This window comes from Mongoliitalea lutea (assembly GCF_014652135.1).
Classification (GTDB): domain Bacteria; phylum Bacteroidota; class Bacteroidia; order Cytophagales; family Cyclobacteriaceae; genus Mongoliitalea; species Mongoliitalea lutea.
This window is the reverse complement of the sequence record NZ_BMYF01000017.1, coordinates 92,708-109,711: the sequence shown is the minus strand read 5'-3', so window position 1 is coordinate 109,711 and position 17,004 is coordinate 92,708. Positions and strand designations below refer to the sequence as shown.

Genomic DNA, 17,004 nt, shown 5'->3' with positions numbered 1-17,004 from the left:
AGGGTCTCTCGTTCACTTTTCTCTAAATCAACCAATCATTCAATCAACTTTACAAATGTTCATATGAATTAAATTAGTCTATGATTTACGGCGATCAAGTGGGGGGTAGCAAAGATTATTACTTTCAAAGCATGCAATCTGTGTTAATCTGCAAAATCTGTGGACAACCTATTTTGCGGCCGTGGCGTTTATCCGTTGCGCTCTTAGCGTGAAACCTTTGGCGGCTTGGCGTCTTTGCGAGACTATAACAAGCCTTCTCCGCTCTCAGCTTCGTCCAAGGCTTGGTGGAGGAAGTTGTGAAAGGGCTGGAGGAGTTGGAAGTGTGTAAGGGCAATGTCCAGAAATTTACCTGATGCTATGTCTTTGTCAGCGATCGGGCAGGAGATAATAAAGCTTTTAAACCTCAATAGGTCAATATAGGGATGGTCTGCATCGAAGCCTTTTGGAGTAGTCTTCAATTGATCTCCTTCCATGCCGTTAAAGTGTTTTTTGATGGAGGGATTTTCCAAGATTTCCACTAATTGAGCTCCATTATAGTCGATTTCTTGCCTGATTTTCTTAAGAATATCTGCTGGTGGCATCCAAATTCCACCAGCCAAGAAACTTGCTCCTGGCTGTATATGCAGGTAATACCCTGGTCCCATAGACTTCTTGCCACCTCTAGCAAAATAGGTTGCCAAATTGGTTTTGTAAGGGTCTTTATTGGCAGAGAAGCGGATGTCCCTGTTTTGTCTGAAGACACAATCCTTTGGCTGCAAGGTAGCAAGTTCTGGCTCCCAAGCAGTAATTCCCTTCAGCAAATACTCCACATCTTTCAAAAATGCCTTGCGGATGTTTTGATACCAATCTCTATTGGCATCCATCCAGTCCTTATGGTTGTTGCTGGCAAGGGTTTGGAGGAAGGGGAGGTATTCGTTTTTCATCGGAACAATTTTGTAAATAACAGTTTTCTTACGGGCTTTGTTGTCAAATAAAATCCACCAAGCCCTCCAATTTCATCCCCCGACTTCCTTTGATTAGGATATGGTGGTCCTCAAGTTTGGAGTCTTGAAGCCAATTGCGGAAGGAAAACGGGTCCGGGAAATACAGCGATCTGAAAGGGGCTTTGGTAAGGGCTGCTTGGATATGCTTTCCAGTAAAGCAGATCTTATCGAAGTTGTATTTGCTGACCAACTCACCCAATTTGGCATGTTCCGCTTCGGTAGCTTCGCCCAACTCATACATATCCCCCAAAATGATCATTTTGTGGGGTTTTCCGCTCATCTTTCCAAAGGTATCTATAGCTACTTCCATGCTCGATGGATTGGCGTTGTAGGCATCCAAGATTATAAGGTTACTGCGCTTCTCTACCAATTGGGAGCGCATATTGGAAGGAGTGTAGGATACTACTGCCTGTACGGCTTTTTCCATAGGAACACCAACGAATTTGCCTATGGTGAGTGCAGCCGCGATATTTCCAAAGTTATAAGCTCCGATCAGCGAACTCTCAAAAATCTCCTCCATTCCTTCTACCTGAAATTTCACAAAAGGGTCCGCACTGACAAAACTCACCTCACAAAAATCCCCTTTGGCTGGATACAAAACAGGATGTTCGAAGCGTTTAGCCATATTGGATAAGATGGGGTCTTGTGAATTGATAAATACCGTTCCTTTATTCACCCGTAGATGCTGGAATAATTCAGTTTTGGTTTTCAGAACTCCCTCTGGTCCCCCCATGCCTTCGAGATGCGCTTTGCCAATATTGGTAATAAAGCCATGCGTTGGTTCTGCGATGTCGCATAATTCTTGAATGTCGCCTTGCTTGTTGGCTCCCATTTCGATAATAGCGATTTCAGTGCCTTTTAATGGAATAGCTAGTAAGGTCAAAGGAACACCGATATGGTTGTTGAAATTTCCTGTGGTGGCAGCTGTTTTGAGAGATTGTTTCAATACAGCATAAAGCAATTCTTTGGAGGTGGTTTTTCCATTGCTTCCGGTCAGGGCTATCACAGGAAAGTTGAAATGTTTCCGATGGTGGTTTGCCAATAGCTGAAGAGCTTTCAAGGCATCTTTTACCAAGAAATAGCGGGTATCTCCGGCAGGCACTACGCTCGCATCGTCTACCACCACCGCTTTTGCCCCGATCTCCAAAGCCTTGGAAGCAAAGCTATTGGCGTCAAAGTTGGGGCCTTTCAAGGCGAAGAATAAATTCCCTGCTTCTATTTTGCGGGTATCTGTGGAGACTCCTGAGCAGCTCAGGTAGCATTCGTAGATGGCTTGGATATTCATAAGTATGGTATTGAGTTTTCAAAATTAGGGCTTTGAAGCTATCTATTGTGAATTTCTATCGTTTAATTTGTTATGTGTGATTGAATGTTCATGAAACAATTCCTTTGTTACCTTTTTATCCTTTTATCCTTTCAGCTTTCCGGACAGCAGGTGTTTGAGTATGCCAACACTTTTTCGGTCACAGCCCAAGGAAAAACCTTGCCACTTCCATTCGCAGGAGGGATCAATGCTGCCCAATTTCAAACCTTGGACATGGATGGAGACGGGGTGGAGGAGTTGGTGGCATGGGATATCAATGCCCGCAGGATTGTGGTATCCATAATAACTGAGGAAGGGTTTGCGCCTGCACCTGAATTAGCCTATGCTTTTCCGGAGGATGTCAATGGGTTTTTGGTCTTGACAGACTTTGATGGAGATGGGCGCAAGGATTTGTTTACCAGTAGTCCTTTTGGAATCCGAGTGTATCGGAATACTACCCCATCTGGCTCGAATCTACCCCAGTGGACCTTAGCTCAGAATTTTCTCCGCTTGGATAATGGCTCCAATTTGCAGGCCAATAACTTGGATATTCCGTTGATCATGGATTTGGATGGAGATGGAGACTTGGATATAGCAACGTTCAATTTTGCCTCGGGAGATTTCTTGGAATTGTATATCAATACTTCTGTGGAGCGGAAAGGAACGCCTGATGTGGATGGATTTGCTTTTCCCCAATTTCGCTGGGGAGGGTTTGAGTTTTGCGATTGTGGGGAATTCAGTTTCGGTGTGACCTGCAATGGACTCCCAATTGCCACTGTGCCCGAGTCAAACAGTCAAGCAAGAATCCAACATGCGGGTGGGCATTCCTTGCTCTATGCAGACTTTGATGGGGATGGAGTGGCTGACCTTGTGTTGGGAAGGGATGAATGCAGCAGATTGTATTACTTGCCAAACAAAGGCACTACTCTTAATCCTGTTTTTGATACTTTTTCTACTGAAATGCCCATCTACGGAGAGCTGCCTGAGTTTCCTGTATTTCATACAGCCTTTTTATGGAAGGATGAATTGATTATCAGCAGCAACAGCTCGGAGTTTGCGGGTGCATTTCGTTCTGATTATAGTAAGAATGTATTTGCCATTGCCCCATTTACCAATTCCAAATCGCCGTTTTTACAGGATGAGATGATTGACTTGGGTGAAAATTCACGACCTTTTTTCAAAGGATTTCAAAGTGATGGGGAGTTGATAGTGACCGGTAATCGGGTATTTGATGGGGGAGTTCGAGGCCATGCACAACGATGGTCTGTGAAGGATGAGGAATGGATATTATTGGAGGATGATTACCTGCAATTGAGCAGATTAAAGCTTTCGGACATACAGTATCAGGAGTTTTTGACCAGTGCAGGCAGGCAGACCTATTGGTTGTCGGGATACGATACAGTAGATAGAGTGGTCAGGAGAAGAGTTTGGATGGGATCAAGTCCTATTCTGGAACAAATGCAGGAAGTAACTTTTCCCGAGACAGGTATCCGGCCTTTGGATCATTTGGATTTATTCAGCTGGGAAAGCAAAGATTATGTATTGTTGGCAAGGCAGACGGGGGAATTAGTCTTGTTTGAAGCTAATTTGAGTAATAATCCTCAATTGCGCTTGGAGGAGCGTTCATTCTTAGGTTTTAATGACAGTCCCGCCGCTCGAAATTTGACTGTCCATGTAGTGCAGGGTTCAAGACTGGATATGTATGCAGTCGATCAACGAGGAATCATTCAGTTTATTCCTGATTTCATGAATCAATCTGAGCGACAAGCTATAGAACTCCGCTTGTCAACAGGACAACAGGTGAGTACTCGACTGGGGAGAAATACCTGGATAAGCAGTTTGGGGAAGACTTTTGGAGGAGAACGTGATTTGGTTTTGGGTAGTACAGCAGGTGGATTGGAATGGTTGCGGATGATAGCAGGGGGCGGGAGTAGTGAAGAGGGATTACAGGTGCGCGTGTTCCCCAATCCAAGTGAAGGGTTGGTTACGATTGTGAGTTCCGAAGCAGGAGAATTTACCGTCTACAACAGTCTTGGACAATTGATTCGTACCAATACTTCCATTCCCGCCAATTCCCCACTTTTAGTAGACCTTCAGCACCTCGCACCCGGGATTTATTTTGTGCGGGTAAGAGCCAGTTCGGGTAGCTGGGTAACGAAGAAGCTGATTATTTCTCACAGATAAATCGGATTGAGCAGATTTAACACAGATAAAATTATTCTTTTAGAACCCTTATAAGCGCGCCTTTGCGCCCCTATCTTCCGTCAGGCAGGTTCGCATGACACCTTTTCTTAAGTTTTTGTACCTTTGGGTGGAAAGCCTCTTACATGTTAAGAGGTATTTATAAACCCTTTTTACCTGATTATCGTATTGTTTCGTAAGTAAATTTATGAAAAGGTAATTAATTTCAAAGAAGTAGTTTGTTGGTTTGATTTGTTAAGGTTATGAGGGGTTATAAAGCCCTGTTCGTTTAGATAAAAGCTTGAATATGAAGCGTAAAATTTTTTTTCTTTCGATATTTTTATTTTCGGCTGTTTTTCTTGGCTGTAGCGATGAAAAAAAGCCAGCATACAACGGAGAAGAAGTTAACTATATTCCTAAACAGGAGCTTTCTATCGGTGCTATAACTATAGATACCCTCATGAATGATTCATTGATGTTTTCGGGGCTTGGTCAATGGATAGTTTTTAATGATAGCCTCATCTTTTTTGATAAAAGACAAAATTTAGTTTATGTTTTCTCGGAAGATTTAATGCATACATCAACCTATTTGGGTAAGGGTGATGGGCCTAATTTGATTAATTCAGCTGTTCAATCACTTACAGTTTTCGGGGATTATTTAGCAGTTCTTGGGAGTAGTTATGACTATTATCTTATTAATAAGCACTGGGAAATTGAAAGGAAAGGAATGCTTGATTTTAATCATGAGCAAATACCCTATAATCAATTGATGAATCAGCCCAATCCCGATAATGTTGGGATTTATGAAGTCCTGTATGAACACTTGAAATTCGGACATGATTACAAGGGGAATTTGGTATTTTCTATTGCCAGTACTCATCCAAGTTTTAATTATATCTGGCACGAGGATTTTTATAAAAAAGGAAGAATTCTAGGGATCGCTAGTCCAAATGATGGGAAAGTATCAGTAAAAGGAACGTATTCTGCCATTTATCAGGAGTATAAATTTTTATCTACTTTGATAGGGGCTCCATTTTCGTATATCGATGCGAGCACCTATATCCAAGGATATGAAGTGGATAGTGTTTTATATAAATTAGATGATTCCGGAAAAATGCATTTTGCATTTGGAATACCTGGAAAGGAAATGAATATCGCCTACGAAAGTTTTAAACCGGAAGATATCGATGAATTCGATGCTCGGTGGAGTTTGGATAGGAATCGTTCGAGTTACTATCATTCATTAGATTTTGTAGAGGAGAGTGGGTTGTTATTCAGAGGGTATTCAAAATCCAATACTGTGTCAGATGGGCTTCAAATTTACAAGAATGATACGCTGATTGGTGATGTAGATGTTCCAAAAGGTTTTCGCTTTGTGGGGTACAAGGCTCCATACTATTATGGGTCGTTTACGTATAACCCCGACAGGGAAGATGACTTCTTGCAGATCTTAAGATTTAAGTTGCCGCATAATGGTTGATAGTATGAAAAAAGTGGAAAAATTCAGAAAGCTACTACTATTATTCTTTCTAAGTTTTATTTTAATTAACAAAGCTTATTCGCAGAAAGGGCCTGTTCCGACCGGAAAAGCTCAACTGTTTTTTAATGATGGGAAAAGTATTCTTCCAATTCCTTATATGCCTATTTTCAACGAGGCTGGTGAAGTGGAGTTTTTGGCTGATATTGATGGCTTGATCGAGCTCCCTACTGACAGGCTTTTTTATGTTAGGAGTCAATTCTATACAGATACAGTTGTTCAAGTCAGAACAGATTCATTGACCAAAATTATTTTGGAGTATAAGGATGTAGCTTTAAATCCTGTAGAAATTAAATACTTTAAGGATCCAAGAGATCAGATAAAATATCTGTCCAAAAGTATCAATTCAGATTATGTGTCGTCACCTCACCTGGGAGTTTTTTCAGGGTATAGTATTGTTAATCAACAAGGTAAGGTATTGGGGTATTTTGAAGCGGCAGGACTTTCACTGCTTTCTGGAAATAAGAAATGGAAGCCTTGGGATTTTGCTGTAAATAATTCCTCTGGTGAAACTTATAATCATTTGCTTCCAATGGAATTAAGAAGAAGCCATCATTGGAACTTGGCAGGTGATACAATTCCGAGCAGTTATCATGATGAAAAAAATCCACAGAATAGTTACGGTTTGCTTCCATTTTACTGCAGGGAATTTTACAGAGCCTTAGAAGTTTCAGGTCCGTTGGATGAAAAAAGTATCAAATATTATGATTTCAGGTATGGAGATGAGGTGGGTAATGATGTCATTTATTTCAATATTAAAGATCAGTTTAAAGCAGATGATAAGCTTCCGATTTTTCTAATAGGAGAAGGAGTGATTTATTTGAGCAATAGCGGAGATATGGTCGAACGATTTACGTTTAATTTTTCAAGTTATAGGTACTTGAATTTTGAATTGAAAAGAGATCTCCGCAACCGTGGGATAAGCGGCATTTTGACAGTAGTATATGATCGTTATGATGGAAAGATTTTTCCCAAAGAGATTGAATTGGAAGCGAAATTTTTTGAAAGTCGAAACTTGTTTCGTCCAAGATCATTTGATCCTGGAAATGAGGCATCTATAAAAGAAAAGTTATATTTAACGAATTACCAACCTTTAGCTAAAGATGATGTGCAAAATTTAGCACAGGCCATGAATAGAGTTGGTCTGGAAAGTATGGTTCCTTACAATTCTAGTTATTGGAGGCTAGGTACTAAGGTTTCAGATAAAGATTTCCGAAAGATTCAATCGGATTTAGGGAGAATAATCAGTTTAGAAAAGCAATTTCTGGCTAATTCCGGTAAGCGGCTACACCCATGGTACAATGGGGAAACGATAAGTTCATCAGATGAAGAAATGAACAAGAGAAGGATTAAGTATACTTTAGATGTAGTAACCAGCCTTCGTTCCAAATGGGACGAGCTCAATTGAATTGGCTTTGCTGGATTTCCTGCGTACTCAATACCGCACCTTTGTGCCTATTGTCTCTCACAGATGAATAGGATCGAACGGATTTGACACAGATAATATTAATTTCTTTAGTACCCTTTGAATTGCGTCTTTGTGCCTCTGCGTGACACTTTTTCTTTGTGCTTTAGCGCCTTTGTGGCAAAAGTCTCTCGCAGATAAAGGGGATTTAGCAGATTTGGCACAGATATAATTAATTTCTTTAGTGTCTCTAAAACAGCGTCTTGGCGTCTTTGAGTGACACCTTTTCTTCGTCCCTTATCCGTGCTACCACGTACACCAATATGCCTGATTCAGGGCATGGTTTGAGGTGGGTATTTTGCTCAACTTTGAAGGGTTAAAAGTATTTCCCCAACGAAAAAACCAAACAAACAATGAACAAGACATTACTTACAATGGCAGCGGTACTGCTTATGACCGGGCCATTACTCGCACAAGATTTATTTAATGGATTCGGAACCAAAGGCATAGAAAACAAAAGCCTGAAAAATGTAGACACTTATTACATTCCACAGATGCAGATTGGGTTTGAAACCTACGTGGAAACCAAGCAAGTAGCCTTCGAATCCAAGCTTAGCAGCTTTGCCAATTCTATGGAAGCCATGAGCAAAGGTGGTCAATATGGAGGAAGGCAGGCAACATCAGCTCGAGTGACGACTATTTTAGATGCTGGAATGGAATTAGCTGATTTTCAAAAGCTGGCCAATGATTTCCGGGATATTTTGGAAGAAGAAATCAGAAAAGCTGGTTTCAATGTCCTGGATATGAAGGAGGTTGATAAAATGGAGAGTTTCCAAAAAATTAAAGAAAGGTATTCAGATAAGACAGATAAAAAACAAGGAAAGGCAAGTGACGATGATATCGGATCAAAAGCTATAAAGGTATATCCAGACCACACTATATTCATGTTTGATGAAAAATCCTTGGTTAAGGGTGGAGGGCCTGCTTTTTATGGGATGCTTAAAAAAGTACATGATGAGACCAAAGCGGGGATGATCTTACAAAACCTGATTATTGACTTTTCTACCGTCGAACTAGATGTAAAAATAGACGCTGGTACAAAAGGTAAATCAACTTCTGCAGAGATGAAGATTCTTCCTAAAATGCGTATTACTTACAACACCATTGATTGGATTACTCCTAAGGGAGGGCCAAACTCAGTCCCATCTCGATTAAAAGAAGAATTCATTTCTAAAAATGAGTATACTGCAAATATTTACAGCGATCCTAAAAAGGCGGAGACATTATTTGAATTTTTCTTTAAGGGCAAGCCTCCTGTAGACTTTGATCCACGGATTATTTCTATGTCCAAAGAAGATTATATAGCTACGGCTAAGGATTTATTTACCCAATATTCTCAGGAATTTGCAAAGACAATGGTCGTTGGGGCCAAGGGAAAGTAAGGGTGACTTACTAGACCATAGCCGGGACTTGTGCCCGGCTTTTTTGGGCCTAGCAGAAGACGTGGAAATCTCAGAAAAGTGGCTTTGTGAATAGTTACTGCAAAGGCTCACACATAACTTAAAGATTTGAATTAAAACTAGAAGATTCAATGAAGCTAATAAAATCACTTAGTATAATTCTATGGTTGTTGGCAGGTAATCTGTTTGCCCAAAATAATAAGTCATGGGCTTTTGTACAGTTTAATGGGGATCGAACAATGGGTATTTCAATGAAGTACCTAACCTTAGGTAACCCTGCGGATGCTGCTAACCAATTGACTTCTACTTTTATTTTTCCAGAGTTTGATTTTGTCAAAATGAACTTCGAAAAAGGTGCATGGAATTGGTCTTATCGTAATAAATTACCGGGTGATTTTATCGGTTCTGGACTTCAATTGGTATTTACAGGTGAAATGCCCTACTATAAATATCGGCCATATTCAACTTGGATACACAATTTCATTGGTTGGTGGAATGTTACAAAAAATGTTCTTCTTACGGATGAATTAGCTTTAACGGTTGGAGGACATATTGGGGATTACTATCTAGATTATAGTTGGGATAAAGACACCTATTATAATCCTCATGGTTTTCATGTTGCTATTGGTCCTTCTATGATGATAGATTACTTGATAAAAGGAAGCGCTGTTTTACATTTTGAAACTTCTGTTGCATACGCCCAATACCTAGCGGATGGTGATGGGTTTGGTTCTTATCCAGCTCCGATCTTAGTCAATTCAATGCTAGAACTTCGGTCAAATTCCAAGTTGTTTGCAGGGATAGAATATATTACTTTTTTAAATAGAGGAACTGATCCTTTTCGAGGTCAAAGATTTGAGGCAAAGCTAGGATTTCGATTTAAAAAGTAGCTCCATAAATTATTTTCATTGTTCATGGCAAAAAACTTATTTGGTTAAATCAAATTATTCGCATACGCAAACTTGATTAAGCCTACGAGTGAAGAAGTCTTTGTCTTGCGGAAGATGTTTTTGCGATGGGTTTCTACGGTGCGCTCGGAAATAAAAAGTGTTTCTCCGATTTCTTTGTTGGATTTTTCTTGGGCAATAAGTTTGAGTATTTCTCGCTCACGGTCAGTCAATAGTCGTTCCTCGTCGGGAAATTGCATGCTATGAATGAGGATTCGGTTAATGTCATTGCTGAGATAAATTTTACCATTTTTTACTGCTTCAATCGCCTGAAGAAGTTCCTTATGGGAATCATTTTTCAAGACATATCCCGCTACACCTTCTTTTAGAATTTCTTTTACTAAGTGGGTTTCGTCATGTTGAGAAAGTACGATTATTTTGGTATTTGGACTGATTTTTTTTACTACCCTCACAAGGGCCAATCCATCCATCCCTGGTAGATTAAAATCCGTAATTAGTAAGTCTACTGAATGATATTTGATAAAATCCAATGCTTTTTCTGCTGAATTAGCCTCGCCAATTACCTCTACGCTCCCCTCATAGGCCAGCATACTTTTGATTCCGTCTAATAGTATGGCATGATCGTCTACCAAAAATACATTCATAGCTTGGGTGTTTTTAGCTTGTTTAAAGATAGCAAATAGTGCGGCTAAATTCATGCAGGCAAGTTAAATGATTGTTACTTGCTTGTAAATCCGTACTAGTGGGTATTTATTGCCTTATTTTTATCGTGGGATAGTCATTTGTTGTTGCTTTTTAATCTCTACACTAGGGATGTCGATAATGAAAGAAGTCCCCGTCCTTTCTGCTTGGGAATCAACTTCCCATTGTGCACCTATTCGCTGGAGACGGGATTGTATATTTCTCCAGCCATTACCGGTAGCATTTTTGAGGATGCTAGGGTCGAATCCTTTGCCATCATCTTCGATAATCAAGGAGAGCTCATTTTCATGTCGGGTCAGCTGTATAGATATTTTTTGTGGATTTGCATATTTGATTGCATTGTTGACCCATTCCTGAATAACCCGGTAAAGTGAGATTTCCTGCAATTCCTCTAATCGATTGTCCAATCCAAAAACACTTATCTCAATATTAATTTGCTCCGATTGATTCATGCGCTGAGCAAATTCCCTAAGTCCTTCTTTCAAACCAAACTGAATTAAGGTGGCGGGCATGAGGTTGAATGCAATGTTCCGAATCTCTTGATGCATCTCTTGAAGAATCCCCTCACTTTTGTCTACGACAGCAACCCTCGTTTCCAACTCATCAAAATTCCCTTGAAGCCGTGATATATTCAATCGTAGTGCAGAAATCAATTGTCCAAATCCATCATGTAAATCCTGAGCAAATCGTTTCCGCTCGCTTTCCTGAGACTCTAAAGCGGCATGGATATAGGCTTCTTTTACTTCCAGTTCTTTTTGTTGAAGTAGCAGTTTTTGCTCTTTTTTATTTCTACTTCGGAGAAGTATCATAATTGCCAAAACTGCAATTAAAACCAGCCCTGCAATTACTAAAGCAAAGAAGCTCCGTTGCAGATTTTTTTTATTCTCGACAATGGTCAATTGCTGCTCAGAAATCTGTTGATCTTTTAGGGCTGTTTCGTATTTTGTTTCTATCTCGGCCAGTTGTGCTGATTTCTCCAAATTGAAAATGCTGTCCTTCAAGGCTGTGCCTGACTTGAAATGAAAAAGGGCTTGTTGGAAACTTCCTTTTTGTTCGTAAATATCACTTAGAATTTGATGTGCCGCGGCTGTGCGTTGCTTGTCCTGAACTTTTTCTGCAAGCGCTAGCGATTGTTTTCCGTAGCTTTCAGCCATCAGAGGATTATCTAGTTTCGAATATGCTTTGGCCAAGGAATGGAGTAAAAGGCTATGATCGAAGTCGTTTGTAAACTTTTCCTGATAGATGTTCTGTGCCTGCTTGTAGTAGGTGACTGCTTTTCCATATTCAGAGGCATCCATAGCCAAATTACCAAGATTTGTTGTAGTAATGGCTATGGTTTTATAATCATTGACCGCATTAGCTTGAGTAAGTGAACGTGCATAAAAGTTCTTAGCTGAGTCTAACTGCTGTAGGTTATGATAGGTGGAACCAATATTCAGTAAGAGTTTGTGGAAATTACTACTCAGTTCATGTGTTTCAAATAGGTAGAGTGCTTCTAAAAATGTTTCTAGGGCCTTTTCATTGTCTTTGAGGAAGTAATGAATATTTCCTACAGTGAAAGTAGCTGAGGCCAGCATAGATGGATTTTCCAGTTTTCGGGCCAATTCCAAAGAGTGCATTGCATAAGTTAATGCCTCAGGATACTTGCTTTGGTTTTGAGCGATGAGGGAAAGATTATTGTAGACTGCGGAAAGTCCTCGTTCATCCCCTTTTTGTTCGTAGACCTTTATCGCCTCCTCCAGATACATCGTTGCGGTGTCGTAGGAGGAAGCGACCCAGTAGACCACGCCCGCAACCGTATAGCCATAGCCTTTAACCCGCAAATTATCGATTTGATCCATGACGGCTAACCCATCAAACACCAGTTTTTTAGCTTGGGGAGAGTCCTCATACATCTTCTTCCAAGCTAATTCCATGATGGCTTCTGCTTTAATGGTGTCGCTAGATGTGGTAGCAATTACATGTCCCAAGCTGTCCATAGGATTACCTTGACCCAAAGTCACCAAGGATGTAGCTAAAGTTAAAATGAACAAAAGATGAACATGTCTTATCATTTCAGAATTGGATGAGGTTAGTTGGTGGCGTCATGTATGAATGATTTGCTAGTGTAATTGTTTGTTGGAATGTATAATAGTAATATGTTTCCTTTTCTGCCTTTTTGGGAATCTAATTCAATGCTTCCTTTTAAAATATTAACTCTAGATTGAATGTTTTTCCAGCCATATCCTGCACTATTCGTTAGTTGACTTGTGTCAAATCCGTCGCCGTCGTCTTCTATCATTAATCGAATTTCTTCCTCGTCCCGAATCAGTTGAACCTCCATTTTTTTAGCTGAGCCATATTTCAAACTGTTGTTTATCCATTCCTGAATAATGCGGTACAAGGAAATTTCTTGGATCTCTGATAAGCGGTCATTTATTTCAAATGCATCGATTTTAATCTGAAGGGCATTTAACAAATTGATTTTTGATGAAAATTCTTTTAATGCAGGAATTAAGCCATGCTTTACCAGTGTTTCCGGCATCATATTAAATGCAATCTGCCTAATTTCTTGATGCATTTCATTTAAGAGTTGTTCTGATTCTTCAAAAACTTTGACCTTAGATTCTAATTCATTGGTGTGTTCCAATTGATGCAACCTTAACTTCAAAGAGGTGATTAATTGTCCAAAGCCGTCATGTAAATCTTTTGCAAAGCGTTTTTTTTCTTCTTCTTGTGATGCCAATGCGGCATTTATAGCCACTTCTTTGATTTGAATCTCTTTTTCTTTTTCCAAAAGAAGTTGTTTCTTTTTAAATCTGTTCTGATTTAAGAAGTGTATAATGGTGAGGAAGATAATTGTGGCAAACAGAAAGCTACTTATTAGGACAATTCTATTGAAATTGGCTTTACGAAGCAGGATTTCCTGCTCTTGTTCTATGATTTGTTGATCTTTTATTTTTCCTTGGTATTGGGCTTCCAGTTCTGAAAATGTCTTTAAGCGTTCGATTTGATAGATTGAATCTCTAAGCTGTAGATATAATTCTTTGTTTTCTAAAGCTAATTGAAACTCACCGATTGCTTTATGGAAGTTGGAACGATCTAAATATGTGTCCCGAAGTTTTTCTATGGAATTGGCTAGTTTGGCATATACTAAAGCACTGTCAAAGAAACGATCGGCTTCCTCATTTTTCCCCAGATGTTGATACAGTTGTCCAAGATTAGTGAATGAGGAGCTTTGATTGTAAAAATTATCTCTCCTTTTAGCTAGATGTATGGAGGTCCAAAAGAATGGTTCTGCCTCCTTTAATCGCTTGGTTTTCAAAAGTGTGTTGCCAATATTATTGAAGGTAAATTGAATATCGAGTGAATCAGGTAGTGGAGATAGGTTCAAAACCTTGTAGTGGTAGTACAATGCAGAATCCGGCTTTCCCCAATCATCAAAATTGATAGCTATACCATTGAGAATGTAGGCTTGATGCTTGGTGTCAGCTCCAATGAATTTTGCTTTTGACAAGCCTTCTTTACCATAGCGAACACCATTTTCATATTCTTCAAAGTCATGATAAATTACTGCAATATCTGCATATTGAAAAGCAACTAAGTTAGGGTCTTTACTTAAATCTGCCCATTGAAGTCCAAGGAAAGCTTTTTGAAGTGCTTCTTCAAACTGACCTAAATTCAAAGCAGACCTTGAAGCTCTTCGTGCAATTAAAGCAGCATTAGCAGGTTGGGTTACTATTTCTGATAGTTGTAAGTAGTGATTAGCGGAATGCAAGCATAACTTATAGTTACGCGCAGACCATAGTCGTTCAGTTTCTTCATACCAGTAGCTGACACTATCGGTTTGTGTTTTCTCAATTTCCACGGCATAGGCCTGTATGATGCTTACCGGGAGAAAAAATAGTTTCCAAATAAGCATACACTTGTACAGCCAGTATTCAAATATGGAAAAGACCTGCACGTTAGTTGATGATAGGGTTGATTTTCAGCTAAATAAACACAAAAAACATCCAATTTCCAATTTTTATTAAGTAAATCCATGGTGTAGAGGATGTTTCATTAGTGAGTTTTCATGGGAGAAAATTAAGTCCTAAATTAAATCTTTAATACCTTACAATAAAAGTTCAGATCCGCAATTTTGAGAAAGTGCATGTTTGGGTTAAAAATCAATAACTCTCCCCTTCCGTCGGAAAGCTCCTTGCCTTTACATCTGTAATGTAATTTTCTACGGCTTGTGTCATCGTAGTACGCAGATCGGCGTATTGTCGCAAGAATCGTGGCTTGAATTCTTGGGTAATGCCCAGCATGTCATGGACTACCAAGACTTGCCCGTCCACATCTGGTCCAGCACCGATGCCGATGACTGGTATGCTGACAGTTTCGGCAACTTTCTTAGCTAAAGCAGCGGGAATTTTTTCCAGGACTATGGCAAAGCAACCACATTCTTCCAAAATTTTGGCATCTTCGATCAGTTTTTGAGCCTCGGCCTCTTCTTTTGCCCTGACAGTATACGTTCCAAATTTATAAATGGATTGAGGTGTCAATCCTAAGTGTCCCATTACAGGTACTCCGGCACTTAAAATACGTACAACAGACTCTTTGATTTCAGATCCACCTTCCACTTTGATGGCATGTGCACCGGATTCTTTCATGATGCGGATAGCCGAACGTAAAGCTTCCGAACTATTCCCTTGATAAGAACCAAACGGAATGTCTACAACCACAAAAGCCCTTTTGACCGCGCGTACCACAGATGTGGCATGGTAAATCATCTGATCTAGGGTAATGGGAAGGGTGGTTTCATGACCTGCCATAACATTGGAAGCGGAATCACCCACCAAAATGATATCAATGCCTGCACTATCCACAATACCAGCCATAGAGAAATCATAGGCAGTCAGCATGGAGATTTTTTCTCCACGATTTTTCATTTCCTGTAAAATATGCGTGGTGATACGCTTGATATTCGAAGATTGGTGTACAGACATGTTGGTTTAGTGTAAGTGGGCGGTAAAATTATCCTTGCTGAGGTCTACGGTAATATGTTCACTTAAAGTGGTAGCCAATTCAAGACCAGTGTAGTCTGGAGTTACCGGGTATCTCGTATGACTTCGGTTGACCAGTACGGCAACTTCTATTTTTTTGGCATGATCCTGTAAAAAGGGGAAAAGCGCATAAACCAAAGTTTTTCCTGTGTTTAGCACATCATCTACGACAATGACTACTTTACCTTCTACTGAAATGTGCTCGCTCAACGAGATAGGAGCCTCTGAAACAGATTTTTTATCCAATTTTACTTCGATGGCTTTCGTTTGTATGCCTGAAATGGCGTTCAAAGATGTCGCCAAAAGATTGGCTAAAATTAAACCCATTCCCGTAATGCCTGCAAAAATGATTTCTTGTTCCTCATTGTTGCGCTCGTAGATTTCATAAGCCATTCGGGTAATTTTCCGGTTGATCTCCTTATGATTGAGAACCAGGGTCATTGTGTCGCTCATGCTTGGATGTGTTTCAGGTGTGAAAATTAAAGAAATGCATGCGGTAATCAAAGAAAGCTTTTGGCCTTTTTACTAGCGGTGACTATCCTCCTCCGTAAGAATATTAATGTAGGAATCGTAGCGGTAAGGATGTATGTAGCCTTCTTCCAGTTTTTCTAAAACCACGCATCCGGGTTCGTTGACATGCTGGCAGTTGTTGTAGCGGCATTGTCCTAGGTATTGACGCATCTCTACAAAGTAGTGGGATAGCTCAAAATCATCAATGTCCAATATGCCAAACTCCTTGATTCCAGGGGTGTCGATCAGATAGGAGCCTTCTTCCACTTCAAACATCTCTGCGAAGGTAGTAGTGTGAACACCCTTCGCGCTGAACTTGGAGATTTCTTTGGTAGTTTGCTTGGCTTCGGGTACCATTTTATTCAATAAGGTGGACTTACCAACACCTGAGTGACCGGAAAGCAAGGTGGTTTTTCCTTTCAAAAGGTGGCTAAATTGATTTAGAAGTGCATCGTCATTCAATGCTGAAATTTCATACACAGGATAGCCTAATGGCTCATAGATTTCCCGGATATCCTGTAAGTGGTCTAGTTCCTTGTCTTTGAAATCCAGATCCATTTTGTTTACTAAGATGCTTGCTGGAATCCGGAAACTCTCTGTACTCACCAAAAACCGATCGATAAACCCAAGGGAAGTCCGTGGATTTTTAAGTGTAACTATCAAAAAGGCTTGGTCGATGTTGGATGCAATAATATGGGAATGATGGGCTTTTCTGGTCGATTTACGAATAATATAGTTTTCGCGAGGTAAAATATCCTTGATGACGGTGGACTCCAAGTCTTCTTCATTTTCCAATAGGACCCAGTCTCCCACTGCGATGGGATTACTTAACTTGAGATCTTCTTGCTTGAACTTTCCGCGAAGCCGGGCATTTTTGGTGCCTTTTTCAGTCTGTACTACATACCAGCTGCCAGTAGATTTGATGACTCTTCCTTTCATCGGGTCTAATTTTGTTTAATTGCAGAGAGGTGGTTAAAATTTCCTTTAC

The 17,004-nt window shown here is 40.0% G+C and carries 13 protein-coding genes; 5 read left to right on the top strand and 8 right to left on the bottom strand.

Annotation, left to right across the window (positions count from 1 at the left end):
• Positions 1 to 242 precede the first annotated feature (242 nt).
• Positions 243 to 923 (bottom strand): DUF2461 domain-containing protein, encoded by a 681-nt coding sequence (locus tag IE080_RS13860; protein ID WP_189583701.1) that lies wholly within the window; start codon positions 921 to 923, stop codon positions 243 to 245.
• 43 nt (positions 924 to 966) lie between these two features.
• Complete coding sequence (locus IE080_RS13855; RefSeq protein WP_189583699.1) at positions 967 to 2,268, bottom strand: UDP-N-acetylmuramoyl-tripeptide--D-alanyl-D-alanine ligase; 1,302 nt, start codon at positions 2,266 to 2,268, stop codon at positions 967 to 969.
• A gap of 90 nt (positions 2,269 to 2,358) precedes the next feature.
• On the opposite strand from IE080_RS13855, the gene IE080_RS13850 reads away from it, so the two are divergent.
• From IE080_RS13850 to IE080_RS13830, 5 genes are all read left to right on the top strand, one after another.
• Positions 2,359 to 4,470, top strand: coding sequence for a T9SS type A sorting domain-containing protein (locus tag IE080_RS13850; RefSeq protein WP_189583696.1), 2,112 nt, complete (start codon positions 2,359 to 2,361; stop codon positions 4,468 to 4,470).
• Between the two features lie 304 nt (positions 4,471 to 4,774).
• Positions 4,775 to 5,947 (top strand): hypothetical protein, encoded by a 1,173-nt coding sequence (locus tag IE080_RS13845; protein ID WP_189583693.1) that lies wholly within the window; start codon positions 4,775 to 4,777, stop codon positions 5,945 to 5,947.
• A gap of 4 nt (positions 5,948 to 5,951) precedes the next feature.
• Positions 5,952 to 7,412 (top strand): hypothetical protein, encoded by a 1,461-nt coding sequence (locus tag IE080_RS13840; protein ID WP_189583690.1) that lies wholly within the window; start codon positions 5,952 to 5,954, stop codon positions 7,410 to 7,412.
• A gap of 410 nt (positions 7,413 to 7,822) precedes the next feature.
• Complete coding sequence (locus IE080_RS13835) at positions 7,823 to 8,851, top strand: hypothetical protein (RefSeq protein ID WP_189583687.1); 1,029 nt, start codon at positions 7,823 to 7,825, stop codon at positions 8,849 to 8,851.
• Between the two features lie 149 nt (positions 8,852 to 9,000).
• On the top strand, positions 9,001 to 9,759 hold the full coding sequence (locus IE080_RS13830; protein ID WP_189583684.1) for a hypothetical protein: 759 nt from the start codon (positions 9,001 to 9,003) through the stop codon (positions 9,757 to 9,759).
• A 44-nt stretch (positions 9,760 to 9,803) separates the two neighbouring features.
• Here the strand turns inward: IE080_RS13830 and IE080_RS13825 are convergent, their stop codons facing one another.
• From IE080_RS13825 to rsgA, 6 genes are all read right to left on the bottom strand, one after another.
• Entirely contained in the window at positions 9,804 to 10,475 is a 672-nt protein-coding gene (locus tag IE080_RS13825; protein ID WP_189583681.1) for a response regulator, read from the bottom strand.
• A 66-nt stretch (positions 10,476 to 10,541) separates the two neighbouring features.
• Positions 10,542 to 12,512: a tetratricopeptide repeat-containing sensor histidine kinase gene (locus IE080_RS13820; protein WP_189583678.1), complete on the bottom strand. Its 1,971-nt coding sequence runs from the start codon at positions 12,510 to 12,512 to the stop codon at positions 10,542 to 10,544.
• Between the two features lie 38 nt (positions 12,513 to 12,550).
• Positions 12,551 to 14,380: a tetratricopeptide repeat-containing sensor histidine kinase gene (locus IE080_RS13815; protein ID WP_189583675.1), complete on the bottom strand. Its 1,830-nt coding sequence runs from the start codon at positions 14,378 to 14,380 to the stop codon at positions 12,551 to 12,553.
• 247 nt (positions 14,381 to 14,627) lie between these two features.
• Positions 14,628 to 15,449: a 3-methyl-2-oxobutanoate hydroxymethyltransferase gene (gene panB / locus IE080_RS13810; protein WP_189583672.1), complete on the bottom strand. Its 822-nt coding sequence runs from the start codon at positions 15,447 to 15,449 to the stop codon at positions 14,628 to 14,630.
• Positions 15,450 to 15,455: 6 nt separating this feature from the next.
• Entirely contained in the window at positions 15,456 to 15,959 is a 504-nt protein-coding gene (locus IE080_RS13805) for a phosphoribosyltransferase family protein (RefSeq protein ID WP_189583670.1), read from the bottom strand.
• Positions 15,960 to 16,031: 72 nt separating this feature from the next.
• Entirely contained in the window at positions 16,032 to 16,955 is a 924-nt protein-coding gene (gene rsgA / locus IE080_RS13800; RefSeq protein ID WP_189583668.1) for a ribosome small subunit-dependent GTPase A, read from the bottom strand.
• Positions 16,956 to 17,004 lie beyond the last annotated feature (49 nt).

What these genes read in the sequence shown, in the direction of transcription:
- IE080_RS13860 (WP_189583701.1), bottom strand. Translation starts at nt 923, where the DNA reads ATGAAAAACGAATACCTCCCCTTCCTCCAAACCCTTGCCAGCAACAAC.
- IE080_RS13855 (WP_189583699.1), bottom strand. Translation starts at nt 2,268, where the DNA reads ATGAATATCCAAGCCATCTACGAATGCTACCTGAGCTGCTCAGGAGTC.
- IE080_RS13850 (WP_189583696.1), top strand. Translation starts at nt 2,359, where the DNA reads ATGAAACAATTCCTTTGTTACCTTTTTATCCTTTTATCCTTTCAGCTT.
- IE080_RS13845 (WP_189583693.1), top strand. Translation starts at nt 4,775, where the DNA reads ATGAAGCGTAAAATTTTTTTTCTTTCGATATTTTTATTTTCGGCTGTT.
- IE080_RS13840 (WP_189583690.1), top strand. Translation starts at nt 5,952, where the DNA reads ATGAAAAAAGTGGAAAAATTCAGAAAGCTACTACTATTATTCTTTCTA.
- IE080_RS13835 (WP_189583687.1), top strand. Translation starts at nt 7,823, where the DNA reads ATGAACAAGACATTACTTACAATGGCAGCGGTACTGCTTATGACCGGG.
- IE080_RS13830 (WP_189583684.1), top strand. Translation starts at nt 9,001, where the DNA reads ATGAAGCTAATAAAATCACTTAGTATAATTCTATGGTTGTTGGCAGGT.
- IE080_RS13825 (WP_189583681.1), bottom strand. Translation starts at nt 10,475, where the DNA reads ATGAATTTAGCCGCACTATTTGCTATCTTTAAACAAGCTAAAAACACC.
- IE080_RS13815 (WP_189583675.1), bottom strand. Translation starts at nt 14,380, where the DNA reads ATGCTTATTTGGAAACTATTTTTTCTCCCGGTAAGCATCATACAGGCC.
- panB (WP_189583672.1), bottom strand. Translation starts at nt 15,449, where the DNA reads ATGTCTGTACACCAATCTTCGAATATCAAGCGTATCACCACGCATATT.
- IE080_RS13805 (WP_189583670.1), bottom strand. Translation starts at nt 15,959, where the DNA reads ATGAGCGACACAATGACCCTGGTTCTCAATCATAAGGAGATCAACCGG.
- rsgA (WP_189583668.1), bottom strand. Translation starts at nt 16,955, where the DNA reads ATGAAAGGAAGAGTCATCAAATCTACTGGCAGCTGGTATGTAGTACAG.